This is a genomic window from Pseudomonas sp. PICF6 (genome assembly GCF_009831705.1).
Lineage (GTDB): Bacteria > Pseudomonadota > Gammaproteobacteria > Pseudomonadales > Pseudomonadaceae > Aquipseudomonas > Aquipseudomonas rhizophila.
In genome coordinates, this window is the sequence record NZ_WUUD01000033.1 from 361521 (window position 1) to 383688 (window position 22168).

The following is a 22168-nucleotide window of genomic DNA, read 5'->3' on the forward strand; positions in this document are numbered from 1 at the left end:
TATTGTTATTCCTAAAAGTTAGTTCAAAAATAAATTACACACGTTTAGGGTATATAAACCGGACCACCGGACATTCTTGATTTTCGCTCGCCGCATTCATCGCGGCGTTTCTTGAGATGTGAGGTGGGTATGGAACGGAACACAATCACCCCAGCGCAGTATGCCAGAGCACTGCCTGCAGCCACGGAGTGGCTGTAATGTCGGATTTGGCGCAAGCAAAGATCCAGAGCGACCTGGACATCGCACCGCAGCTGTTGCCCGCACAGGTGTTGCGCAACGATGCCGAGGCCATCAAAGCCGCCCATGAACTGGCGCAGGTCGCCCGTCAGCAGGCCGCGCGTCGTGACCAGCAACGCAAGCTACCCTGGGCAGAAATCGAGCAATTCACCCGTAGCGGACTGGGCAGCATCGCCATTCCCCGGGCATACGGCGGCCCGCAGGTTTCTTTCGTCACCCTGGCCGAGGTGTTCGCGATCATTTCCGCCGCTGACCCGGCCCTCGGGCAGATCCCGCAAAACCAATTCGGCGTACTCCAACTGATTCTCGGCACCGGCACCGAACGGCAGAAAAAAATCCTGCTGCAGAGCGTGCTCGAAGGCTGGCGCATCGGCAACGCAGGGCCGGAACGTGGCACTCGCAATACCCTTGAACTCAAGGCCCGGATCACCGCTGACGGTGACGGGTTTGTCATCAATGGTCAGAAGTTCTATTCCACCGGCGCGCTGTTTGCCCACTGGGTCGCGGTCAAGGCGCTGAATGACGAGGGTCGGCAGGTGCTGGCGTTCGTGCGGCGCGGCACCCCGGGCCTGCGGATCGTCGACGACTGGTCAGGGTTCGGCCAGCGCACCACGGCCAGCGGCACCGTGTTGCTGAACAATGTGCGAGTGGATGCCGACTTGGTGCTGGAGAACTGGCGCATCAACGAAACGCCCGGCGTGCAAGGCGCGATTTCCCAACTGATCCAAGCCGCCATCGATGCAGGCATCGCCCGTGGCGCCATCGACGATGCCATCGCCTTCGTCCGAGAACGAGCCCGGCCCTGGATCGATGCCAAGGTCGACCGGGCCAGTGACGACCTCTATGTGATCGCCGACATCGGCAAGCTGAAAATCGAACTGCACGCCGCCGAAGCGTTGTTGCGCAAGGCCGGACAAGTGCTGGACCAGGTCAGCGCCGCGCCCATCACCGCGCAATCGGCTGCCCGCGCCTCGATTGCCGTGGCCGAGGCCAAGGTGCTCACCACCGAGATCGCCCTGCAAGCCAGCGAAAAACTGTTCGAACTGGCCGGCAGCCGCGCCACCCTCGCCGAATTCAATCTCGACCGCCACTGGCGCAACGCACGGGTCCATACCCTGCACGACCCGGTGCGCTGGAAGTATCACGCGGTAGGCGCCTACCACCTGAACGGCACCTTGCCGGCCCGGCATTCCTGGATCTGACGACCCGACCTCTGGAGCAGTACATGACGTTTTCTCAACACGTCGCGGTGATCACCAGCGATGAACAAGCCCTGATCGTGGCCAGCGACCTGGCCGATGACTTCAAGCGCGACAGCGCCCTGCGCGACCGTGAGCGCCGCTTGCCGTACCCGGAACTGGAGGCCTTCTCCCGCTCTGGCCTGTGGGGCATCAGCGTGCCCAAGGCCTATGGCGGCGCCGGTGTGTCCAACGTCACCCTGGCCAAAGTCATCGCGCTGATTGCTCAGGCCGACGGCTCGCTGGGGCAGATTCCGCAAAATCATTTCTACGCCCTGGAAGTGCTACGGGTAAACGGCAGCCAAGCGCAAAAACAACGCCTGTATGCCGAAGTCCTGGCCGGCCAACGTTTTGGCAATGCATTGGCGGAGCTCGGCACCAAGACCGCCCACGACCGCATCACGCAACTGCGCCGCGACGGTGAGGGCTACCGCATCAGCGGTCGCAAGTTCTACGCCACGGGGGCGATCTACGCCCAGCGCATCCCCACGTCGGTGGTGGATGAAAACGGCGTGCAACAACTGGCATTCGTCCCGCGCAACAGCCGAGGCCTGACGGTGATCGACGACTGGAGCGGTTTCGGCCAGCGCACCACCGGCAGTGGATCGGTGGTGTTCGAGGACGTTTATGTCACCGCCGAAGACGTCGTGCCCTTCCATAGCGCCTTCGAACGCCCGACGCCGGTGGGGCCACTGGCGCAGATTCTTCACGCCGCCATCGACACCGGCATCGCTCGCGCCGCCTATGAGGACGCCCTGCATTTTGTCCGCAGCAAAACCCGGCCCTGGATCGACGCCACCAGCGACGTCGCCACCGAAGACCCGCACACCCTCAAGAGTTTCGGCCAACTGAGCATCCGCCTGCACGCCGCCGAAGCCCTGCTGGAACGTGCCGGTGAGTTTCTCGACCGGGCCCAGGCCGACACCCAGGCCGACACGGTCGCCGCCGCCTCGATTGCCGTAGCCGAAGCCCGCGCCATCAGCACCGAGATTTCCCTGGCCGCCGGCAGCACCCTGTTCGAATTGGCCGGCAGCCAGGCGACCCTGGCCGAACATGGCCTCGACCGCCACTGGCGCAACGCCCGGGTGCACACCCTGCATGACCCGGTGCGCTGGAAATACCACGCGGTGGGCAACTTCTACCTCAACGATGAAAAACCGCCGCTGCGGGGGACTATCTGATGGCGGCCGACAGGAAAAAGATCCTGCTCAACGCGTTCAACATGAACTGCATCGGGCACATCAACCATGGTTTGTGGGCTCATCCCCAGGACACCTCGACCCAGTACAACACGATTGAATACTGGACCGCCCTGGCGCAGTTGCTCGAGCGTGGATTGTTCGACGGGCTGTTCATCGCCGACATCGTCGGGGTCTACGACGTGTACCAACAGTCGGTGGACGTCACGCTCAAGGAGTCGATCCAACTGCCGGTCAACGACCCGTTGCTGCTGGTCTCGGCGATGGCCGCCGTGACGAAAAACCTCGGCTTCGGGCTCACCGCCAACCTGACCTACGAACCACCCTACCTGTTTGCCCGACGCATGAGCACCCTCGACCATCTGAGTCGCGGCCGGGTCGGCTGGAACATCGTCACCGGCTATCTGGACAGCGCCGCCAAAGCCATGGGGCTTACCGCGCAGGTCGAGCATGACCGCCGCTACGACCAGGCCGATGAATACCTGCAAGTGCTCTACAAATTGTGGGAAGGCAGTTGGGAAAACGACGCGGTGCTCAACGACCGCGAGCAGCGGATCTATGCCCGGCCGGAGAAAGTGCACAAGGTTCGGCACCAGGGCGAGTTCTACCAGGTCGAGGGCTATCACCTCTGCGAACCCTCGCCCCAGCGCACGCCGGTGCTGTTCCAGGCCGGTAGTTCCGAGCGCGGCCTGCTGTTTGCCGGGCGGCATGCCGAGTGCGTGTTCATCAGCGGCCAGAACAAACCCGCGACCAAGGCCCAGGTGGACAAGGTTCGCGCCAGCGCCGCCCGGGCCGGACGAAACCCCGGGGACATCAAAGTGTTCATGGGCCTTAACGTGATCGTCGGCGAGACCGAAGCGGCCGCCTGGGCCAAGCATGCCGAGTACCTGAGCTACGCCAGCGCCGAAGCCGGGGTGGCGCATTTTTCCGCCTCGACAGGAATCGATTTTTCCGCGTACGAACTGGACGAACCGATCCAGTACGTGAAGAGCAACGCCATCCAGTCTGCCACCAAGATCCTGCAGAACAACGACTGGACCCGGCGCAAATTGCTGGACCAACACGCCCTGGGCGGTCGCTACATCACCCTGATCGGCTCGCCCGAACAGGTGGCCGATGAACTGGAGGCGTGGATCGCCGAAACCGGCCTCGACGGCTTCAACCTGACCCGCATCGTCACGCCGCAAAGCTACGTGGACTTCATCGACCTGGTGATCCCCGAGTTGCAGCGACGCGGTTCGTACAAGACCGAATACGACAACGGCACCCTGCGCGAAAAGCTGTTTCACGCAGAGGCCCATTTGCCCGAACGACACACCGGTTCGACCTACCGACACTGACCCTGTGGGAGCAAAGCTTGCTCGAGATGCAGACACCTCGGTTTTTGAGAGACCGCATCAACTTCATCGCGGGCAAGCCTTGCTCCCACAGAGCTCTGTTCGCCACAAAAAATATGCACCGCCCATTAATGACTGGAATATCCGACATGACCAAGCAACTCCTGACCCTGCCAGTCAAAGCACTGGCCCTGGCCCTCGGCCTGTTCAGCTCGACGCTGTTTGCCGCCGACGCACCGTTGAAGATCGGCACCACCGCCGCGTTTGCCATTCCCCTGGAAGCCGCCGTAGAAGAAGCCGGCAAGCAAGGCTTGAAGGTCGAGTTGGTGGAGTTCAGCGACTGGATCGCGCCCAACGTCAGCCTGGCCTCCGGTGATATCGACGTGAATTACTTCCAGCACATTCCGTTCCTGGAAAATGCCAAGGCCGCCGCCGGGTTCGACCTGGTGCCCTTTGCGCCGGGGATCATCAACAACGTCGGGCTCTATTCGAAAAAATACAAAAACTTCGACGAGCTGCCCGAAGGCGCGAGCGTCGCCATTGCCAACGACCCGATCAACAGCGGTCGCGGCCTGCAACTGCTGGCCAAAGCCGGGCTGATCACCCTCAAGCCGGGAGTGGGTTACAAGGCCACCGAAGACGATATCGTCGCCAACCCGAAAAAAATCAAAATCCTGCAAGTCGAAGCCGTGCAACTGGTGCGCGCCTATGACGACGCCGACTTGGTACAGGGCTATCCCGCCTACATCCGCTTGGCGAAGACCTTCGACGCCACGTCTGCCTTGCTGTTCGACGGCCTCGATCACAAGGAGTACGTCATCCAGTTCGTGATCCAACCCAAGAGCAAAACCGACCCAAGGCTGATCAAATTCGTCGACATCTATCAGCACTCACCTGTCGTGCGCGCTGCCCTGGACAAGGCCCATGGCAAGCTCTACCAGGCCGGATGGGAAGGCTGACCATGAACGCCGTCAATGCTCGACTCAGACACGAAGCTCCCACGCCCCAAAGCGCCGACCAGACCGAGCTGCATCCGGAGTTGAACCGCGCCCTTGTGCGCTTCATCGGCCTGGGCAAGACCTACAACGGTGCCCAGGGTCCGGTGGCCGCGCTGCAAGGGATCGACCTGGCGATCCAGCGCGGCGAGGTGTTCGGCATCATCGGCCGCAGCGGCGCCGGCAAGTCGTCGCTGATCCGCACCATCAACCGCCTCGAACAACCCACCAGCGGCAGGGTGTTGATTGATCAGATAGACATCGGCGAGTTCGATGAGGACCGCCTGGTGGAATTGCGCCGGCGCATCGGCATGATCTTCCAGCACTTCAACCTGATGTCGGCCAAGACCGTGTGGCAGAACGTTGAGCTGCCGCTGAAAGTCGCCGGCGTGCCGAAGGAACAGCGCCAGCGCAAAGTCCGCGAGCTGCTGGAGCTGGTCGGCCTGCAAGACAAGCACAAGGCCTATCCGGCGCAACTTTCGGGCGGTCAGAAGCAGCGGGTGGGGATTGCCCGGGCGCTGGTCCATGACCCGCAGATCCTGTTGTGCGATGAAGCCACATCGGCCCTTGACCCGGAGACCACCCAATCGATCCTCGGTTTGCTACGCGAGATCAATCAGCGACTGGGCCTGACCATCGTGTTGATCACCCACGAGATGGCGGTGATCCGTGAAGTCTGCGACCGGGTGGTGGTGCTCGAGCAAGGACGCATGGTCGAGCAGGGCCCGGTCTGGGAAGTATTCGGCAACCCGCAACACGAGGTCAGTCGGACGCTGCTGGCGCCGTTGCAACACGCCATACCGCAAGAGCTGCAAAGTCGCTTGCAGGGGCAGCCGGCATCGGCGGATGCGGCTACCGTGCTGCGCCTGCAATTCAGCGGCATAGATCGAGAAGAACCGGATCTCGCCGCCTTGTTCAGTGCCCTCGGTGGACGGGTGCGGCTGCTGCACGGCGGCATCGAGCGCATTCAGGGCCACGGGCTGGGGCAATTGCTGCTGGCCGTGAGCGGTTCGTCATGGGGCGCCGAGGAATTGCGTCAACGGGCGGGCAATTGGGCACAACGGGTAGAGGTGCTGGGTTATGTGGTTTGACCGGTTGTTGCAGGGTTTTATCGACACGTTCCTGATGGTTGGCGTGTCATCGTTGATTGCGTTGCTGGCGGGCATACCGCTGGCGGTGATCCTGGTCACGAGCGGCAAGGGTGGAATTTATGAAGCGCCAGCCTTGAACCGGGCCCTGGGCGCGTTCGTGAACCTGTTCCGCTCGATACCGTTCCTGATTCTGATGGTGGCGTTGATCCCGTTCACCCGGCTGATCGTCGGCACCACCTATGGCGTGTGGGCCGCGGTTGTACCGCTGACCATCGCCGCCACACCGTTCTTTGCCCGTATCGCCGAAGTCAGCCTGCGCGAGGTCGACCATGGCCTGATCGAAGCGGCCCAGGCTATGGGTTGCCGACGCTGGCACATTGTCTGGCATGTGCTGCTGCCCGAAGCCCTGCCGGGCATCGTTGGCGGTTTTACCATCACCTTGGTGACCATGATCAACTCCTCGGCCATGGCCGGAGCGATCGGCGCCGGCGGCCTGGGCGACATCGCCTACCGCTACGGCTACCAACGTTTCGACAGCCAGATCATACTCACGGTGATCGTGTTGCTGGTGGCATTGGTCGCCGTGATCCAATTGGGTGGTGACCGCCTGGCGCGCGGCTTGAATAAACGCTGACCTATGGGAGCAGTTGACCTGTGGGAGCAAAGTTTGCTCGCGATAGCAGTATTCCATCCAACATGGATACCAACTGGACGACTGCAGTCGCGAGCAAGCTTTGCTCCCACAGGCAGATCAGCGGGCTTGCGGTATAGTCGGCTGACACTCCTCACCCAAACCCACACCCATGAAACACACCACCGACGACCTGCACGCCATCACCGCCACGACCCTGGGCCATTACAACGCCGTGGCAGAGAGCTTTCGCGACGGCACCCGCGACCACGATGTCAGCCAGAACATCGACGCCCTACTGCGCCATATCCAGGGCCAGGCACCGCTGCACATCCTGGATTTCGGCTGCGGCCCGGGGCGCGACCTGCGCACATTCACGGCCATGGGCCATGTCGCGGTCGGCCTCGACGGTTCAGAGGAATTTGCCCGGATGGCGCGCCAGGACAGCGGTTGTGAGGTGTGGCAGCAGGACTTCCTGGAACTCGACCTGCCGGTCGAACGCTTTGACGGGATTTTCGCCAACGCGGTGCTGTTTCATGTCCCCGTCCAGGAACTGCCACGGGTGCTCAAGCAATTGCACGCCACCCTCAAGCCCGGCGGCGTGCTGTTCAGTTCCAACCCCCGGGGCGAAAACCAGGAAGGCTGGAGCGGCCAGCGCTTCGGCGCGTATCACGACCTTGCGGCATGGCGCACCTTGCTCACAGAAGCGGGCTTTGTAGAGCTTGAGCATTACTACCGACCGGCTGGGCTGCCGCGAGAGCAGCAGCCTTGGTTGGCAAGTGTCTGGCGTAGACCTGCTTAGGACTTGAGGGCGCCATCGCGAGCAAGCTCGCTCCCACACGGGTCAACTGCGAACATAAATGGCGAACCATCAATGATCCAAATGTGGGAGCGAGCTTGCTCGCGATGACGGCCGGATCAGCAACATTGATGTCGACTGACACACCGCCGTCGCCCAGTCCACCGCTGTTACTCCTGCTTGACCAACCACTTCTGTGACAACTGCTCAAGCCGCCCGTCGTCCTTGATACGCGCCAAAGCGTTGTCCAGGCTGGCCTTGAACGCCGGATTGCCCTTCTGGAACGGAATCACCAGGCTCGGCGGCGGGCCGCTCTTTTCTTCCGGCTGGAACGACTGTGCCATGACCATCGGGCGTTGCGAGTCGTCCTTGCGCGCCAACAGTTGCGCATCCGGTTGGCTATAAGCGGTGCTTGTGTCGAAACGTTCGGCCAGTTCCGGGGTCATTGCTATGTGGTTGATGGCGACATCGTATTTGCCGCTTTCCACACCGGCCAGCAGATCGCTGGCATCGGTGACCACAAAGTCGGCGCGAACATCGAGCTCGCCGGCCAGCATCTGACCCAGTTCCACTTCGAAGCCGGTGAGCTTGCCGTCTTCCTTGAAGTTGAAAGGGCTGGTGTTGGCTTCCAGAGCGATGCGCAATTCGCCACGGTCGTTGATGTCGTCGATCAGTTCGGCATGGGCCAGAGGGCTCAAGAGGGGTAGCAGGCAGATCAGCCCAGGCAGAAAACGCATGGTCACTCCTTTGTATTGTTACAAGCGACGCTCGTTTCAGGTTCGCTTTGCTATGGTTGTTGCAGGCTTCGACAACGAATGGTCATGAAGTTGTCATGACCACGCGGATTTCATGGAAAAACTGGAGAAAAAAATGAAAAGCTTTATGTCACGTGCCGCCTTGGCCGGCCTGTTGCTGGGAGCTTCGATGCTGGCATCCGCCGCAACCCCTGCTCCCAAGGGTGCAGAGGTATTCATCGTTTCCCCGGAAGACGGTGCCACCGTTGGCCAGGAGTTCAAGGTCAAGTTCGGCGTCAAGAACATCGCGCTGGCCCCGGCGGGTGATGTAACCCAAAATACCGGGCACCATCATTTGCTGATTGATGTCGACAAACTGCCTGCCGCGGGCGCGCCGATTCCCACCGATGCCAACCACATGCATTTCGGCAAGGCGCAAACCGAGGCTACGATCAAACTGGCACCGGGCAAGCACACCTTGCAGCTGATACTGGGCGACAGCGGCCATATGCCGTTCGATCCGACGATCGTGTCCGAGAAGATCACGGTAAACGTGAAATAAACCGGCACAGGTCGACACAACACAAAACCCTCCCACAGGTTATGTGTTCGACAGAAAAAAACGGGAGCCCCCTGCGAGGCTCCCGTTTTTTTGTTGCACGCCAGGTCTGCTTAGAACAACACCCGGCTACGAATAGTGCCGTTGATGTGCTGCAGTTTCTCTTGCGCCAGATCGGAGTATTCGGCATCGACGTCGATCACGACGTAGCCGACTTTCTCGTTGGTCTGCAGGAACTGACCGGAAATGTTGATGCCGTTTTCGGCGAAGACCTTGTTGATCTCGCTCATCACACCCGGGATGTTCTCGTGGATGTGCAGCAGGCGGTGCTTGCCAGGGTGAGCCGGCAGGGCCACTTCCGGGAAGTTCACGGACGATACCGAAGTACCGTTGTCGCTGTACTTGACCAGCTTTTCCGCCACTTCCAGGCCGATGTTGGCTTGGGCTTCGGCAGTAGAACCGCCGATGTGCGGGGTCAGGATCACGTTGTCCAGGCCGCGCAGCGGGCTTTCGAAGATATCGTCGTTGGAGCGCGGCTCCACCGGGAATACGTCGATGGCGGCGCCGATCAGGTGTTTGTCCTTGATCGCTTCGGCCAGGGCGTCGAGCTTGACCACGGTGCCACGAGCGGCGTTGATCAGGATCCCGCCTTTCTTGATGGCACGGATTTCCTTCTCGCCAATCATCCACTGGGTGGCGGCGGTTTCCGGAACGTGCAGCGTCACGATGTCGGACATGCCCAACAGCTCGTGCAGGTCGTTGACCTGAGTGGCATTGCCCAGCGGCAGCTTGGTCACGGTGTCGTAGAAAAACACCTGCATGCCAAGGCCTTCAGCCAGCACCGACAACTGCGTGCCGATCGAGCCGTAACCGACGATACCCAGCTTCTTGCCACGGATTTCGAAGGAGTTGGCCGCGCTCTTGATCCAGCCGCCACGGTGGCAGGAAGCGTTCTTCTCGGGAATGCCGCGCAGCAGCAGGATCGCTTCGGCCAGCACCAGTTCAGCAACGGAACGGGTGTTGGAGTATGGCGCGTTGAACACCGCGATACCGCGCTCGCGCGCCGCATTGAGGTCCACCTGATTGGTGCCGATGCAGAAGCAGCCGACCGCCACCAGTTTCTTGGCGTGGTCGAAGATCTCTTCGGTCAATTGGGTACGGGAGCGAATACCGATGAAGTGAGCATCGGCGATCTTTTCCTTGAGCTGGGCTTCCGGCAGAGAACTGGTGATGTACTCGATGCTGGTGTAGCCCGCCGACTTGAGGACGTCGACAGCCGATTGGTGGACGCCTTCGAGAAGAAGGAACTTGATCTTGCTCTTATCGAGAGAAGTCTTGCTCATCTGCGTAAACCTGTGTCCCGGAGAAAAATGGCAGGGAATCGGACAGCGCATGCTGGTCCGACCGGCATGACAGCCGTCGCCGCAGAACAGCCAATGGGCACTACGCTGCGGGGTCGGTATGCTAGCATACGCACCCCGCTAAACACTCATTCCTGCGACGTGAAGCGTTCTCAGGATGACCATGAATTGTTCGAGAGTTCTGTCGATGACCAATCCTGCCGTGATAGATGAGCTGAAGACCCTGGTTGAGCCTGGCAAAGTCTTGACCGATGCCGACTCCCTGAACGCTTATGGCAAGGATTGGACCAAGCACTTCGCCCCGGCGCCGAGCGCCATCGTCTTCCCCAAGACCACCGAACAGGTTCAGGCCATTGTGCGCTGGGCCAATGAGCACAAGGTCGCGCTGGTGCCATCGGGCGGGCGTACCGGGCTTTCCGCCGCGGCCGTGGCGGCCAACGGCGAAGTGGTCGTGTCATTCGACTACATGAACCAGATTCTCGACGTGAACCTCACCGATCGCACAGCCGTCTGCCAGCCAGGTGTGGTCACTGAACAACTGCAGAACAAGGCTGAAGAGCACGGTCTGTACTACCCAGTGGACTTCGCCTCGGCCGGTTCCAGTCAGATTGGCGGCAACATCGGCACCAATGCCGGCGGAATCAAGGTCATTCGTTATGGCATGACCCGCAACTGGGTAGCCGGCATGAAAGTCGTCACCGGTAAAGGTGACCTGCTGGAACTGAACAAGGACCTGATCAAGAACGCCACTGGCTACGATCTGCGGCAGTTGTTCATCGGCGCCGAAGGCACCCTCGGGTTCGTGGTCGAAGCCACCATGCGCCTGGACCGGGCTCCGAAGAACCTCACCGCCATGGTCCTGGGCACCGCCGATTTTGATTCGATCATGCCCGTACTGCATGCCTTCCAGGGCAAGCTGGACCTGACGGCGTTCGAATTCTTCTCCGACAAGGCCCTGGCCAAGGTCCTGGATCGGGGCGACGTACCGGCGCCATTCGAAACCGAGTGCCCCTTCTACGCCCTGCTGGAGTTCGAAGCCACCACCGAAGAAGTCGCCAACCACGCCCTGGAAACGTTCGAACACTGTGTCGAACAGGGCTGGGTGCTCGATGGGGTGATGAGCCAAAGCGAAACCCAACTGCAAAACCTGTGGAAGTTGCGCGAGTACATCTCGGAAACCATCTCCCACTGGACACCGTACAAGAACGACATCTCGGTCACCGTTTCGAAAGTCCCGGGCTTCTTGCGCGACATCGACACTATCGTCGGCCAACATTACCCGGATTTCGAGATCGTCTGGTTTGGCCACATCGGCGACGGCAACTTGCACTTGAACATCCTCAAGCCAGAGAACCTGAGCAAGGACGAATTCTTCGCCAAGTGCGCGACCGTGAACAAATGGGTCTTTGAAACCGTCGAGAAATACAACGGCTCGATCTCCGCCGAACACGGCGTAGGCATGACCAAACGCGATTACCTGACCTACAGTCGCTCGCCGGTAGAAATTGAATACATGAAGGCCGTCAAGGCAGTGTTCGACCCGAACGGCATCATGAACCCGGGCAAGATTTTCGCGGTTTAATGCAAAAAATACCTGATGAATCCCAGAAGCAGGAGTCGGTAATGAGCTATCAGCACCAGTATGTCGACGGTACCCGTATTCATTTCCCGGTGGGAAAAATCGTGTGCATTGGCCGCAACTACGCCGAACACGCCAAGGAACTGGATAACCCGGTACCTACCGAACCCCTGCTGTTCATCAAGCCCGGCAGCTGCGCGGTGCCGCTGGAAGGCGGTTTCAGCATCCCCGCCGACCGTGGTGCGGTGCACTACGAAGCTGAAATTGCCGTGCTGATCGGCAAGCCACTGTCGACCCGGCCCAGTGCCGAGGAAGTGCTGGATGCCATCTCCGGCTTCGCCCCGGCCCTGGATCTGACCCTGCGGGACAAGCAAGCCGAGCTCAAGGCCAAGGGCTTGCCCTGGGAAGTCGCCAAATCCTTCGACGGTGCGGCGGTGCTCGCACCTTTCGTGTCCAGCGGCACCTTTGCCGACCTGACCGACATCCCGGTTCGCCTGACCATCAACGGTGAAGTGCGCCAGGACGGCAACAGCAGCCTGATGCTCAACCCCATCGTGCCGATGATCCAATACATGGCTGGCTGCTTCTCATTGCAGGCCGGCGACGTGATCCTCACTGGCACTCCGGCGGGCGTGGGACCGTTGAACGTCGGGGATGAACTGGTACTGGAATTGCCAGGCGCGAGCCGTTTCGAAAGCAGCGTTCGTTAACCGCAAGGCGCTGTCCCGCGTGGGCGCGAGCCGGCTCGTGTCCACATGGATGGACGGCTCTCGCCATTTACCATTTTTTTCACATGCCATCCGGATAATTCCAGGGAATACGGCGTCTGAGCCATTCATTTTCCTAACCCGAATACCTGGAACACATCCCCTGATGGCCACTCCTCTAGCTCGGCCCTCCTCCAGCCCCGTCCGCCGCGCTCGCTTCTCGCTGCCCTGGTATGCCTGGTCGCTGTTAGCAGCCGGGGCCTTTTACTGGCTGGCGTATACCATGCACTGGGATGACCGGGCCCTGCTTTGGGCATCGGAACGCTTCGAGAACTCCGCCCAGCGCCAGGAAAGCATCTGGCTGCCGGACTACCACGCCGTGATTGACGCCAAGGTCCTGCCAGGAATGGAAGAGGATGAAGCGTCCGACCTGACCTATAACCCACAGACCAAAACCCTGTTCGCGATCATGGGTAAGCATCCGTTTCTGGTGGAACTCACCCTGCAGGGTGACGTGCTGCGCAAAATGCCGTTGGTGGGCTGGAGCAATCCTGAAGGCGTGGCCTACATGGAGAATGGCCTGATGGCCATTACCGATGAACGAAAACACACGCTGTCGATCATCCAGGTCGATGCCGATACTCGCGAACTGAACAGCACGGACTTCCCCCACTACGATCTCGGCCCGTCCAAGAACCAGAACAAAGGCTTCGAAGGCATCGCCTGGGATCCACGCAACCAGCAACTGACCTTGGGTGAAGAGCGTCCGCCAGCGTTGTTCACCTGGAAAAGCGACGGCAGCCAACTGCTCAAGGGCGACAAACAGATCCATGCCAGCGACGAGCTGGACCTGCGCAACCTGTCGGCGCTGGCGATCGATCCTCGCACGGGGCACTCGCTGCTGCTGTCGGCCGACTCCCATCTGTTGCTGGAGCTGGACGATGCAGGGGAACAGGTCAGCTTCATGACCTTGCTGGGCGGTTTCAACGGCATCAAAGATACGATCCCCCGCGCAGAAGGCGTAGCCCTCGATGAGTCCGGCAACCTGTACATGGTCAGCGAGCCGAACCTGTTCTATCGTTTCGAAAAACAACGCTGATAGCGCAACTCTGTAAGGTAATTCATCCTTCGCCGTAGGGTGTGGCATCCGGCCATTAAGCTTCAGTTCAGGCAGCCGTGGTATTTCCAACCACCTGTTCTCATCCGAGCCCACCCACATGCGTCGACTTGCCCGCCCGAAGCCCTTGATCCTGCTGCTGATCATGATCGTACTGATCGCTTTGATCGCAGCAGCTCAATACCTGCGCCTGTTCGAGCGCGCCTGGTTCAACTTCAACACTCTCTGGCAGCCCCCCAGCGAACAGGCCATTGCCCTGGACCACTATCGGGTGACGGTCGAGGCGCGGGTGATTGAAGGCCTGGACAATGACGTTTCGGCGCTGACGTACGATCCGATCCGCAAGAGCCTCTTTACCGTTACCAACAAGAATGCCGAACTGATCGAGCTGTCATTGGACGGCAAGATTCTTAGGCGCATCGCCCTGATTGGCTTCGGCGACCCGGAGGCGGTGGAGTTCATCAGCGAGGACATTTACGTCATCACCGACGAGCGTCAGCAGCGGCTGATCAAGATTCACTTGGACGACGATACCCAATTCCTCGACGGCGCCGACGCAGAGCAAATGACGCTTGGCCTGCACCTGAACGGTAACAAAGGGTTTGAAGGGTTGGCCTACGACTCAGTGGGCAAACGGTTGTTCGTGGCCAAGGAGCGCGATCCGATGCTGATTTATGAAGTGCGGGGCTTTCCCCATCACAAACCGGACAAATCCTACGCTGTCCATGTAATCAACAACCCCAAGCGCGATGCCGGACTGTTCGTACGCGATCTTTCTAGCCTGCAATACGACGAGCGCAGCGGCCATTTACTGGCGCTGTCCGATGAGTCGCGATTGATTATCGAGCTGGACATCGACGGCCGCCCGTTGAGCACGCTGTCGTTGAGCAAGGGCCGTCAAGGGCTGCAAAAAACCGTCCCTCAGGCCGAGGGCGTTGCCATGGACGATGATGGCAACTTGTATGTGGTGAGCGAACCGAACCTGTTCTACGTTTTCAAGAAACCGCAGCCTTGATCCCCAAAAAACCTGATGTGGGAGCGAGCCTGCTCGCGATGGCGGTGCGTCAGCCAACATGGATGTGTCGGGTAGACCGCTATCGCGAGCAGGCTCGCTCCCACAGGGGCTGAATCACTGAAAGAGCAGGTTATCTGGCCGGCTTACTCAGCCCGCAGGGTCTTCACCCCTTCAGGCGTCCCCAGCAACAACACATCCGCCGGGCGAGCCGCGAACAAGCCATTGGTGACCACACCGACGATGGCGTTGATCTGGCTTTCCAGTTCCACCGGGTTGGTGATCTGCAGGTTATGGACATCCAGGATGATGTTGCCGTTATCGGTCAGCACGCCTTCGCGGTACACCGGGTCACCGCCCAGTTTCACCAGTTGGCGGGCCACATGGCTGCGGGCCATCGGGATGACTTCCACCGGCAGCGGGAACGCGCCGAGGACTGGCACCAGTTTGCTGGCGTCGGCGATGCAGATGAAGGTCTTGGCCACGGCCGCGACAATCTTCTCGCGGGTCAGGGCCGCGCCGCCGCCCTTGATCAGGTTCAGGTGCGCGTCGCTTTCATCGGCGCCGTCGATATAGAACTCCAGGTCGCTCACGGTATTGAGCTCATAGACCGGAATCCCGTGGCCCTTCAGGCGCGCGGCGGTGGCTTCGGAGCTGGCGACCGCGCCGTCGAACGCACCTCTGTGCTGCGCCAGAGCGTCGATGAAGCAATTGGCCGTCGAGCCGGTGCCGACCCCAACGATGCTCTTGTCATCCAGTTTCGGGAGGATGAGGTCGACAGCGGCCTGGGCCACGGCCTGTTTGAGTTGATCCTGGGTCATGCGGGCTCCGAAAGCGGACGGGGAGTAAAGAGGGACGCGAGTATAACCCAACAAAACCTTGGGATTCGTGTGGTCGCCCAGCCAAAAGCCGGGTTAGACTCCTTGGCCCTGCCCAACCCGCTCAGTGATGCTTTCCGATGCTTGAACAGTACGTCAAAAAGATCCTCACCTCGCGCGTTTACGACGTTGCCGTGGAAACCCCATTGCAGACTGCCCGCCAGCTCTCCGAGCGGCTGGGCAACAACATCTGGCTCAAGCGCGAAGACTTGCAGCCGGTGTTCTCGTTCAAGATTCGCGGCGCCTACAACAAGCTGACCCAGCTCAGCGACGAAGAGCGCGCACGCGGCGTGGTCACGGCTTCGGCGGGCAACCACGCCCAGGGCCTGGCCCTGGCGGCCAAGGTGCTGGGCGTCAAAGCCACCATCGTGATGCCCAAGACCACTCCGGAAATCAAAGTCGAAGGCGTACGTTCCCGAGGCGGCAAAGTGGTGTTGCACGGTGATTCGTTCCCCGAAGCCCTGGCCTATTCGCTGAAACTGGTCGACGAAAAGGGCTACGTCTACATTCACCCCTATGACGATCCCCACACCATTGCCGGGCAGGGCACGGTGGCGATGGAGATCCTGCGCCAACATCCGGGGCGTCTGGATGCGATTTTCGTCCCGGTGGGCGGCGGCGGGCTGATCGCCGGGATCGCGGCCTACGTGAAATACCTGCGGCCTGACATCAAGGTGATCGGCGTCGAGCCGGACGATTCCAATTGCCTGCAAGCCGCCCTGGCCGCTGGCGAGCGAGTGGTGCTGCCGACCGTGGGGCTCTTTGCCGACGGCGTTGCCGTGGCGCAGATCGGCCAGCACACGTTCGACATCTGCAAGCACTACGTGGATGAAGTCATCACCGTCAGTACCGACGAGATCTGTGCGGCCATCAAGGATATCTACGACGATACCCGCTCGATCACCGAACCTGCCGGCGCCTTGGGCGTGGCCGGGATCAAGAAGTATGTGGAATCGCGCGGCGTCAGCGGGCAGACCCTGGTGGCCATCGACTCCGGCGCCAACGTCAATTTCGACCGTCTGCGTCACGTGGCCGAGCGTGCCGAGCTGGGCGAAGGCCGCGAGGCGATCATCGCAGTGACCATTCCCGAGAAGCCAGGCAGCTTCAAGGCCTTCTGCGAAGCCGTCGGCAAGCGCCAGATCACCGAATTCAACTATCGCTACAATACGGGCAGCGAAGCGCACATCTTCGTGGGCGTGCAGACGCACCCGGAAAACGACCCGCGCAGCGCGCTGATCGCCAGCCTGACCGAGCAAGGCTTCCCGGTGGTGGACCTGACCGACAACGAACTGGCCAAACTGCACATTCGCCACATGGTGGGCGGGCATGCGGCCCACGTCATCGACGAGGTCGTGCTGCGCTTCGAATTCCCGGAACGTCCGGGGGCGTTGTTCAACTTCCTCAACAAGCTGGGCGGACGCTGGAATATCTCGATGTTCCACTACCGCAACCATGGTGCGGCGGATGGTCGTGTGGTTGCGGGCCTGCAAGTACCGCACGATGAACGTCATCTGGTACCGGCAGCCCTGGAAGAAATCGGCTATCCGTACTGGGATGAAAGCGATAACCCGGCGTATCAGCTGTTCCTGGGCTAAAGCAGAGCTAGACTGCCCGGCAAGACTCAAGGAAATCCAACGATGGAAACGTTAACCGCGCTGAAGATCGCTCATGTCGTCGCCACAGTATTGCTCTTGGCGGGTGCCCTGGGGCTGGCCATCTGGGTCTGGAGGACGCGCCGCAACGGCGATGCCACGGCGGCCGCGCGCACATTGCAACGCCCGCGGGTGTTTGTCTGGCTGGTGATGGTCCTGGCGCTGGTGAGCCTGCCGTTCACGGGGTGGTGGATGGTGCATCAGATCGGCTGGCCACTGGGGCAGACTTGGTTGCTGGCTTCCAGTGTGCTCTACACCGTGGCGGCGCTGGCGGGGTTCTGGCTGTTGGTACGGTTGAACAAACTGCGCAAGGCGCCGGGAGGGAGCGGGAAATTTACCTTTGCCTTGGCGCTGTTCAGTTTTGTCTGCTTTGTCGCCATTGCGGGGTTGATGGGGGCCAAGCCGGTTTAAGGCGTTAGACCGCGTCGACCCTATCGCGAGCAGGCTCGCTCCCACAGGGGTTTGTGAACGATGCACATCCAGTGTGGGAGCGAGCCTGCTCGCGATGAAGATATCAGCCGCGCAACGAAATCACCGGCCAACCCCGCTTCTGGGCTTCGGCCCTGAGGTTCGGGTCCGGATCCACGGCCACCGGATGGGTCACCACTTCCAGCAGCGACAGGTCATTCATCGAGTCGCTATAAAAGTAACTGCCGTCCAGCGAATGGCCGGTCTCCTCCAGCCAACGATTGAGCCGCACCACCTTGCCCTCACGAAAACACGGAATATCGGTACTGCGCCCGCTGTAGCGCCCGTCGATCATTTCGCACTCGGTGGCGATCAGGGTCTCGACTCCCAAGCGCTCGGCGATCGGTGCGGTGACGAAGCGATTGGTAGCGGTGATGATCACCAGCTTGTCACCGGCCTCACGGTGTTTACTCAACAGCTCGATCGCCTGGGGCAACACAATCGGTTCGATGCAGTCGCGCATGTAGTCCAGATGCCACTGTGCCAGCACCTCCATCTCCGTGCGGCCAAGGATTTCCAGGCAAAAATTCAGGTACTCGGCGTTGTCGAGCTTGCCGGCCAGGTAATCCTGATAGAACTCGTCATTGCGCGCCTTGTACGTAACGGCGTCGAGGAAACCGCGCTCACACAGGTAATCGCCCCAGGCGTGGTCACTGTCGCCGCCCAGCAAGGTGTTGTCCAAGTCGAATAAAGCCAGCCGCATTGCAGTTACTCGCTGAAGAATCTGAAGAAAGGCGTCCAGAATACGGACTTTTCACAAGAGTGCACATAAGGTAGGAAGGCTCGTTGCTGCTTTCACAACCTTTGTGGAACAATGCGGCGACATGCGTTTGCGAGGTTGTTGCCGTGATCGATCCCGATGGTTTCCGACCCAATGTGGGGATCATTCTTACGAATGATGCAGGGCAGGTGCTATGGGCTCGCCGTATCAATCAAGACGCCTGGCAGTTTCCCCAGGGTGGGATCAACCCTCAGGAGACGCCCGAAGAGGCCTTGTACCGCGAGTTGAACGAAGAAGTGGGGCTTGAGCGAGAAGATGTCGAAATACTCGCCTGCACCCGGGGCTGGTTGCGCTATCGTTTGCCGCAACGCCTGGTCAGAACGCATAGCCAACCGCTGTGCATCGGCCAGAAGCAGAAATGGTTTCTCCTGCGCCTGATCTCCAACGAGCAGCGGGTGCGGATGGATTTGACCGGTAAACCGGAGTTCGATGGCTGGCGCTGGGTCAGCTATTGGTATCCGTTGGGCCAGGTGGTGACATTCAAGCGCGAGGTATACCGACGCGCCCTCAAAGAGCTTGCCCCGCGCCTGCTGACGCGCGACTGACGACGGAGTTCGACCCCGAGCCATGCTCAATACGCTGCGCAAGATCGTCCAGGAAGTTAACTCCGCCAAGGATCTCAAGGCGGCGTTGGGGATTATTGTATTGCGCGTCAAAGAGGCCATGGGCAGCCAAGTCTGCTCGGTCTATCTGCTGGACCCCGAGACCAACCGTTTTGTGCTGATGGCCACCGAGGGCTTGAACAAGCGCTCGATCGGCAAGGTCAGCATGGCGCCCAATGAAGGTCTGGTCGGCTTGGTCGGCACGCGCGAAGAACCGCTGAACCTCGAAAATGCCGCGGATCACCCGCGCTATCGTTATTTTGCCGAGACCGGCGAAGAACGCTACGCCTCGTTCCTCGGGGCGCCGATCATCCACCACCGCCGTGTCGTCGGCGTGTTGGTCATCCAGCAGAAGGAGCGTCGCCAGTTCGACGAAGGTGAAGAAGCCTTCCTCGTGACCATGAGCGCGCAATTGGCCGGGGTTATCGCCCACGCCGAAGCCACCGGGTCGATCAGCGGCCTGGGCCGCCAGGGCAAGGGCATCCAGGAAGCCAAGTTCGTCGGCGTGCCAGGTTCACCCGGCGCGGCAGTGGGTACGGCGGTGGTCATGTTGCCACCCGCCGACCTCGACGTAGTGCCGGACAAGACCATCGTCGACATCCCCGCCGAATTGGGCCTGTTCAAGACGGCCATCGAGGGCGTACGGGCCGACATGCGCGCCCTGTCGGCGAAACTGGCGACGCAACTGCGCCCCGAAGAGCGCGCGCTGTTCGACGTTTACCTGATGATGCTCGACGACGCCTCCCTGGGCAGCGAGGTGACCACGGTCATCAAGACCGGTCAGTGGGCCCAGGGTGCGTTGCGCCAGGTGGTGACCGACCACGTCAACCGTTTCGAACTGATGGACGACGCCTACCTGCGCGAGCGTGCCTCCGACGTCAAGGACCTCGGCCGCCGGCTGCTGGCCTACTTGCAACAGGAACGCCAGCAGACCCTGGTCTATCCCGATAACACCATCCTGATCAGCGAAGAACTGACCCCGGCCATGCTCGGCGAGGTGCCTGAAGGCAAGCTCGCGGGGCTGGTCTCGGTATTGGGTTCGGGCAACTCCCACGTCGCGATCCTGGCCCGCGCCATGGGCATTCCGACGGTCATGGGCGTGGTGGACCTGCCGTATTCAAAGGTCGACGGCATCCAGATGATCGTCGATGGCTACCACGGCGAGGTCTACACCAACCCCACCGAATTGCTGCGCAAGCAGTTTGCCGATGTGGTGGAGGAAGAAAAGCAACTGTCCCTGGGCCTGGATGCGCTGCGGGACCTGCCTTGCGTGACGCTCGACGGCCACCGCATGCCGCTGTGGGTCAACACCGGGCTGCTGGCCGATGTTGCCCGGGCGCAGAAGCGCGGCGCCGAGGGTGTGGGCCTGTACCGCACCGAAGTGCCCTTCATGATCAACCAGCGCTTCCCCAGCGAAAAGGAACAGCTGGCGATCTATCGCGAACAGTTGGCCGCTTTCCATCCGCAACCGGTGACCATGCGCAGCCTGGACATCGGCGGGGACAAATCCCTGTCCTACTTCCCCATCAAGGAAGACAACCCCTTCCTTGGCTGGCGCGGGATACGCGTGACGCTCGACCATCCGGAAATCTTCCTGGTCCAGGCCCGCGCCATGCTCAAGGCCAGCGAGGGTCTGAACAACCTGCGCATCCTGTTGCCGATGATTTCCGGCACCCATGAGCTGGAAGAAGCCTTGCACCTGATCCACCGGGCGTGGGGCGAAGTGCGCGATGAAGGCACCGACGTGCCGATGCCACCGGTGGGGGTGATGATCGAGATTCCGGCGGCGGTGTACCAGACCAAGGAACTGGCGCGCCAGGTTGACTTCCTGTCGGTCGGTTCCAACGACCTGACCCAGTATTTGCTGGCCGTGGACCGCAACAACCCGCGGGTCGCCGACCTGTACGACTATCTGCACCCAGCGGTGCTGCAAGCCCTGCAGAATGTGGTCCGCGACGCCCATGCCGAAGGCAAGCCAGTGAGCATCTGCGGTGAAATGGCCGGGGACCCGGCGGCGGCGGTGCTGCTGATGGCGATGGGCTTTGACAGCCTGTCGATGAACGCCACCAACCTGCCGAAAGTGAAATGGATGCTGCGTCAGATCAACCTCAGCAAGGCCCAGGAACTGCTGGCCGAAGTGATGACGATCGATAATCCGCAGGTGATCCACAGCTCCTTGCAACTGGCGCTGAAGAACCTTGGGTTGGCGCGGATGATCAATCCGGCTTCGAACAAGACGCTCTGAATCTTTAGCGACCTCATCGCGAGCAGGCTCGCTCCCACAGGGGATCTCGGTTGTTCACAACGTTTGTGTTCACTGAAGATCTACTGTGGGAGCGAGCCTGCTCGCGATGGGGCCAGAAATGACAGCACAAAATCAAACCTTAAACTCCACCTCCCCCAAATGCCCCCCAAGCGGCCCATAACTGCGCTCGACCAGATGCCGCGTCCCATCGGCATGGACAATCAGCGCCGTACTCGCTCGCGTCCCGTAAGCAGGGCTGGCGATGAACACACTCGACAACAGTGTCTCGGTCGCCAGCCCTACGCCGGTGTTCGGCAGTTCGGCTACCGGGGCCGGCTGCGGGTCGTTCAGCAGCGCCAACAAGGCCTGGGGCTGCGGGTCGTCCAGTACCTCGACCAGCGCCGCCCGGGCCTTGAGCAGCTTGGGCCATGGCGTGTTCAGCCCGGCGTTCGACAAACCGTAGACACCCTCGGCCAGTCGCTGTGGCCGGGCATCGCGGGCATTGTGGTGCCACAGTTCGGTGCCATCGCCCAACAGCAAGTTGAACCCGCCGTACTCACCGGCACGGGGCACCACTTCGCTCAAATAATCGGCAATTGAAAGATTTCCGCTCAAAAATCGCGCCACCAGTTCACCACGGGACTTGAAGCCGGGCGGCTGGGCCGGGTCGCGAATGTTGGTCAGGGCAGCGAAACGGCCATCGGCGCCGACGCCAAGCCAGGTCCCCCCGGCTTCCAGATCGCGGCCGGCATGGACATCAGGGGCGTCAGGCCATTGCCCCAGGGGCAAGGTCGGGCGCGCGTAGAACTCATCGCGGTTGGCCGCCACGATCAGCGGCCGGGCGTGGCCGGGGCGCCAGGCAAATACGATCAGGCACATCAGATAGTCCCATTAAAAATAAAGCCGAGCACAGCTGTTGTGGGTTTCACTCTACCCAGACATCGCC

21 protein-coding genes are annotated in these 22168 nt (G+C 60.8%); 16 read left to right on the plus strand and 5 right to left on the minus strand.

The genetic code is table 11. The annotated features are described in order from the left end of the window. Positions 1–197: 197 nt before the first annotated feature. The 7 genes from GSM73_RS24385 (at position 198) to GSM73_RS24415 (ending at position 7530) form a co-directional block, all read left to right on the plus strand. Positions 198–1439, plus strand: coding sequence for an SfnB family sulfur acquisition oxidoreductase (locus GSM73_RS24385; protein WP_160894044.1), 1242 nt, complete (start codon positions 198–200; stop codon positions 1437–1439). Between the two features lie 23 nt (positions 1440–1462). Further along, positions 1463–2656 (plus strand): SfnB family sulfur acquisition oxidoreductase, encoded by a 1194-nt coding sequence (locus GSM73_RS24390; protein WP_076383271.1) that lies wholly within the window; start codon positions 1463–1465, stop codon positions 2654–2656. Continuing rightward, the gene (locus tag GSM73_RS24395; RefSeq protein WP_160894046.1) at positions 2656–4014 is read left to right on the plus strand and encodes an LLM class flavin-dependent oxidoreductase; all 1359 of its coding nucleotides are present in this window, start codon (positions 2656–2658) and stop codon (positions 4012–4014) included. The genes GSM73_RS24390 and GSM73_RS24395 overlap by 1 nt, the downstream gene beginning before the upstream one ends. A gap of 146 nt (positions 4015–4160) precedes the next feature. Continuing rightward, positions 4161–4970, plus strand: a complete 810-nt coding sequence (locus tag GSM73_RS24400; RefSeq protein WP_160894048.1) for a MetQ/NlpA family ABC transporter substrate-binding protein — start codon at positions 4161–4163, stop codon at positions 4968–4970. A 2-nt stretch (positions 4971–4972) separates the two neighbouring features. After that, entirely contained in the window at positions 4973–6097 is a 1125-nt protein-coding gene (locus tag GSM73_RS24405) for a methionine ABC transporter ATP-binding protein (RefSeq protein ID WP_160894050.1), read from the plus strand. Further along, positions 6087–6731 (plus strand): methionine ABC transporter permease, encoded by a 645-nt coding sequence (locus GSM73_RS24410; protein ID WP_160894052.1) that lies wholly within the window; start codon positions 6087–6089, stop codon positions 6729–6731. Before GSM73_RS24405 ends, GSM73_RS24410 begins: the two co-directional genes overlap by 11 nt. A 169-nt stretch (positions 6732–6900) precedes the next feature. Beyond that, the gene (locus GSM73_RS24415) at positions 6901–7530 is read left to right on the plus strand and encodes a bifunctional 2-polyprenyl-6-hydroxyphenol methylase/3-demethylubiquinol 3-O-methyltransferase UbiG (RefSeq protein ID WP_160894054.1); all 630 of its coding nucleotides are present in this window, start codon (positions 6901–6903) and stop codon (positions 7528–7530) included. A 167-nt stretch (positions 7531–7697) separates the two neighbouring features. Here GSM73_RS24415 and GSM73_RS24420 read toward each other — a convergent pair whose 3' ends face one another. Then, positions 7698–8264 (minus strand): transporter substrate-binding domain-containing protein, encoded by a 567-nt coding sequence (locus GSM73_RS24420; RefSeq protein ID WP_047226824.1) that lies wholly within the window; start codon positions 8262–8264, stop codon positions 7698–7700. A 133-nt stretch (positions 8265–8397) separates the two neighbouring features. On the opposite strand from GSM73_RS24420, the gene GSM73_RS24425 reads away from it, so the two are divergent. Next, positions 8398–8823 carry a DUF4399 domain-containing protein gene (locus tag GSM73_RS24425; protein ID WP_160894096.1) on the plus strand — a complete coding sequence of 142 codons (426 nt, stop codon included), beginning with the start codon at positions 8398–8400 and terminating at the stop codon, positions 8821–8823. Between the two features lie 110 nt (positions 8824–8933). On the opposite strand, the gene serA is transcribed toward GSM73_RS24425, so the two are convergent. After that, positions 8934–10163, minus strand: a complete 1230-nt coding sequence (gene serA, locus GSM73_RS24430; RefSeq protein ID WP_047226823.1) for a phosphoglycerate dehydrogenase — start codon at positions 10161–10163, stop codon at positions 8934–8936. A 205-nt stretch (positions 10164–10368) separates the two neighbouring features. Between serA and GSM73_RS24435 the strand changes: the two genes are divergently transcribed. The 4 genes from GSM73_RS24435 (at position 10369) to GSM73_RS24450 (ending at position 14599) form a co-directional block, all read left to right on the plus strand. Further along, complete coding sequence (locus GSM73_RS24435; protein ID WP_107323098.1) at positions 10369–11763, plus strand: FAD-binding oxidoreductase; 1395 nt, start codon at positions 10369–10371, stop codon at positions 11761–11763. 41 nt (positions 11764–11804) lie between these two features. After that, a complete protein-coding gene (locus tag GSM73_RS24440; protein WP_047226821.1) occupies positions 11805–12470 on the plus strand; it encodes a fumarylacetoacetate hydrolase family protein in 666 nt (221 codons plus the stop codon). A 163-nt stretch (positions 12471–12633) separates the two neighbouring features. Further along, positions 12634–13566 carry an SdiA-regulated domain-containing protein gene (locus tag GSM73_RS24445; protein ID WP_160894056.1) on the plus strand — a complete coding sequence of 311 codons (933 nt, stop codon included), beginning with the start codon at positions 12634–12636 and terminating at the stop codon, positions 13564–13566. Between the two features lie 118 nt (positions 13567–13684). Further along, positions 13685–14599: an SdiA-regulated domain-containing protein gene (locus GSM73_RS24450; protein ID WP_160894058.1), complete on the plus strand. Its 915-nt coding sequence runs from the start codon at positions 13685–13687 to the stop codon at positions 14597–14599. A gap of 143 nt (positions 14600–14742) precedes the next feature. On the opposite strand, the gene rpiA is transcribed toward GSM73_RS24450, so the two are convergent. After that, positions 14743–15417: a ribose-5-phosphate isomerase RpiA gene (gene rpiA / locus GSM73_RS24455; RefSeq protein WP_160894060.1), complete on the minus strand. Its 675-nt coding sequence runs from the start codon at positions 15415–15417 to the stop codon at positions 14743–14745. 137 nt (positions 15418–15554) lie between these two features. Here rpiA and ilvA point away from each other — a divergent pair, with 137 nt between their 5' ends. Beyond that, positions 15555–17069, plus strand: coding sequence for a threonine ammonia-lyase, biosynthetic (ilvA, locus tag GSM73_RS24460; RefSeq protein ID WP_047226817.1), 1515 nt, complete (start codon positions 15555–15557; stop codon positions 17067–17069). 42 nt (positions 17070–17111) lie between these two features. Then, positions 17112–17537, plus strand: coding sequence for a DUF2269 domain-containing protein (locus tag GSM73_RS24465; RefSeq protein ID WP_160894062.1), 426 nt, complete (start codon positions 17112–17114; stop codon positions 17535–17537). A 103-nt stretch (positions 17538–17640) separates the two neighbouring features. Here GSM73_RS24465 and GSM73_RS24470 read toward each other — a convergent pair whose 3' ends face one another. Beyond that, complete coding sequence (locus GSM73_RS24470; protein ID WP_160894064.1) at positions 17641–18297, minus strand: HAD family phosphatase; 657 nt, start codon at positions 18295–18297, stop codon at positions 17641–17643. Between the two features lie 143 nt (positions 18298–18440). Between GSM73_RS24470 and GSM73_RS24475 the strand changes: the two genes are divergently transcribed. Together GSM73_RS24475 and ptsP are read left to right on the plus strand one after the other, a co-directional pair. Then, positions 18441–18920, plus strand: coding sequence for an RNA pyrophosphohydrolase (locus tag GSM73_RS24475; protein ID WP_003186867.1), 480 nt, complete (start codon positions 18441–18443; stop codon positions 18918–18920). Between the two features lie 22 nt (positions 18921–18942). Then, the gene (ptsP, locus tag GSM73_RS24480; RefSeq protein ID WP_047226814.1) at positions 18943–21222 is read left to right on the plus strand and encodes a phosphoenolpyruvate--protein phosphotransferase; all 2280 of its coding nucleotides are present in this window, start codon (positions 18943–18945) and stop codon (positions 21220–21222) included. A gap of 132 nt (positions 21223–21354) precedes the next feature. On the opposite strand, the gene GSM73_RS24485 is transcribed toward ptsP, so the two are convergent. Next, positions 21355–22101, minus strand: a complete 747-nt coding sequence (locus GSM73_RS24485; RefSeq protein ID WP_160894066.1) for an NRDE family protein — start codon at positions 22099–22101, stop codon at positions 21355–21357. Positions 22102–22168: the final 67 nt, after the last annotated feature.

What these genes read in the sequence shown, in the direction of transcription:
- GSM73_RS24385 (WP_160894044.1), top strand. Translation starts at nt 198, where the DNA reads ATGTCGGATTTGGCGCAAGCAAAGATCCAGAGCGACCTGGACATCGCA.
- GSM73_RS24390 (WP_076383271.1), top strand. Translation starts at nt 1,463, where the DNA reads ATGACGTTTTCTCAACACGTCGCGGTGATCACCAGCGATGAACAAGCC.
- GSM73_RS24395 (WP_160894046.1), top strand. Translation starts at nt 2,656, where the DNA reads ATGGCGGCCGACAGGAAAAAGATCCTGCTCAACGCGTTCAACATGAAC.
- GSM73_RS24400 (WP_160894048.1), top strand. Translation starts at nt 4,161, where the DNA reads ATGACCAAGCAACTCCTGACCCTGCCAGTCAAAGCACTGGCCCTGGCC.
- GSM73_RS24405 (WP_160894050.1), top strand. Translation starts at nt 4,973, where the DNA reads ATGAACGCCGTCAATGCTCGACTCAGACACGAAGCTCCCACGCCCCAA.
- GSM73_RS24410 (WP_160894052.1), top strand. Translation starts at nt 6,087, where the DNA reads ATGTGGTTTGACCGGTTGTTGCAGGGTTTTATCGACACGTTCCTGATG.
- GSM73_RS24415 (WP_160894054.1), top strand. Translation starts at nt 6,901, where the DNA reads ATGAAACACACCACCGACGACCTGCACGCCATCACCGCCACGACCCTG.
- GSM73_RS24420 (WP_047226824.1), bottom strand. Translation starts at nt 8,264, where the DNA reads ATGCGTTTTCTGCCTGGGCTGATCTGCCTGCTACCCCTCTTGAGCCCT.
- GSM73_RS24425 (WP_160894096.1), top strand. Translation starts at nt 8,398, where the DNA reads ATGAAAAGCTTTATGTCACGTGCCGCCTTGGCCGGCCTGTTGCTGGGA.
- serA (WP_047226823.1), bottom strand. Translation starts at nt 10,163, where the DNA reads ATGAGCAAGACTTCTCTCGATAAGAGCAAGATCAAGTTCCTTCTTCTC.
- GSM73_RS24435 (WP_107323098.1), top strand. Translation starts at nt 10,369, where the DNA reads ATGACCAATCCTGCCGTGATAGATGAGCTGAAGACCCTGGTTGAGCCT.
- GSM73_RS24440 (WP_047226821.1), top strand. Translation starts at nt 11,805, where the DNA reads ATGAGCTATCAGCACCAGTATGTCGACGGTACCCGTATTCATTTCCCG.
- GSM73_RS24445 (WP_160894056.1), top strand. Translation starts at nt 12,634, where the DNA reads ATGGCCACTCCTCTAGCTCGGCCCTCCTCCAGCCCCGTCCGCCGCGCT.
- GSM73_RS24450 (WP_160894058.1), top strand. Translation starts at nt 13,685, where the DNA reads ATGCGTCGACTTGCCCGCCCGAAGCCCTTGATCCTGCTGCTGATCATG.
- rpiA (WP_160894060.1), bottom strand. Translation starts at nt 15,417, where the DNA reads ATGACCCAGGATCAACTCAAACAGGCCGTGGCCCAGGCCGCTGTCGAC.
- ilvA (WP_047226817.1), top strand. Translation starts at nt 15,555, where the DNA reads ATGCTTGAACAGTACGTCAAAAAGATCCTCACCTCGCGCGTTTACGAC.
- GSM73_RS24465 (WP_160894062.1), top strand. Translation starts at nt 17,112, where the DNA reads ATGGAAACGTTAACCGCGCTGAAGATCGCTCATGTCGTCGCCACAGTA.
- GSM73_RS24470 (WP_160894064.1), bottom strand. Translation starts at nt 18,297, where the DNA reads ATGCGGCTGGCTTTATTCGACTTGGACAACACCTTGCTGGGCGGCGAC.
- ptsP (WP_047226814.1), top strand. Translation starts at nt 18,943, where the DNA reads ATGCTCAATACGCTGCGCAAGATCGTCCAGGAAGTTAACTCCGCCAAG.
- GSM73_RS24485 (WP_160894066.1), bottom strand. Translation starts at nt 22,101, where the DNA reads ATGTGCCTGATCGTATTTGCCTGGCGCCCCGGCCACGCCCGGCCGCTG.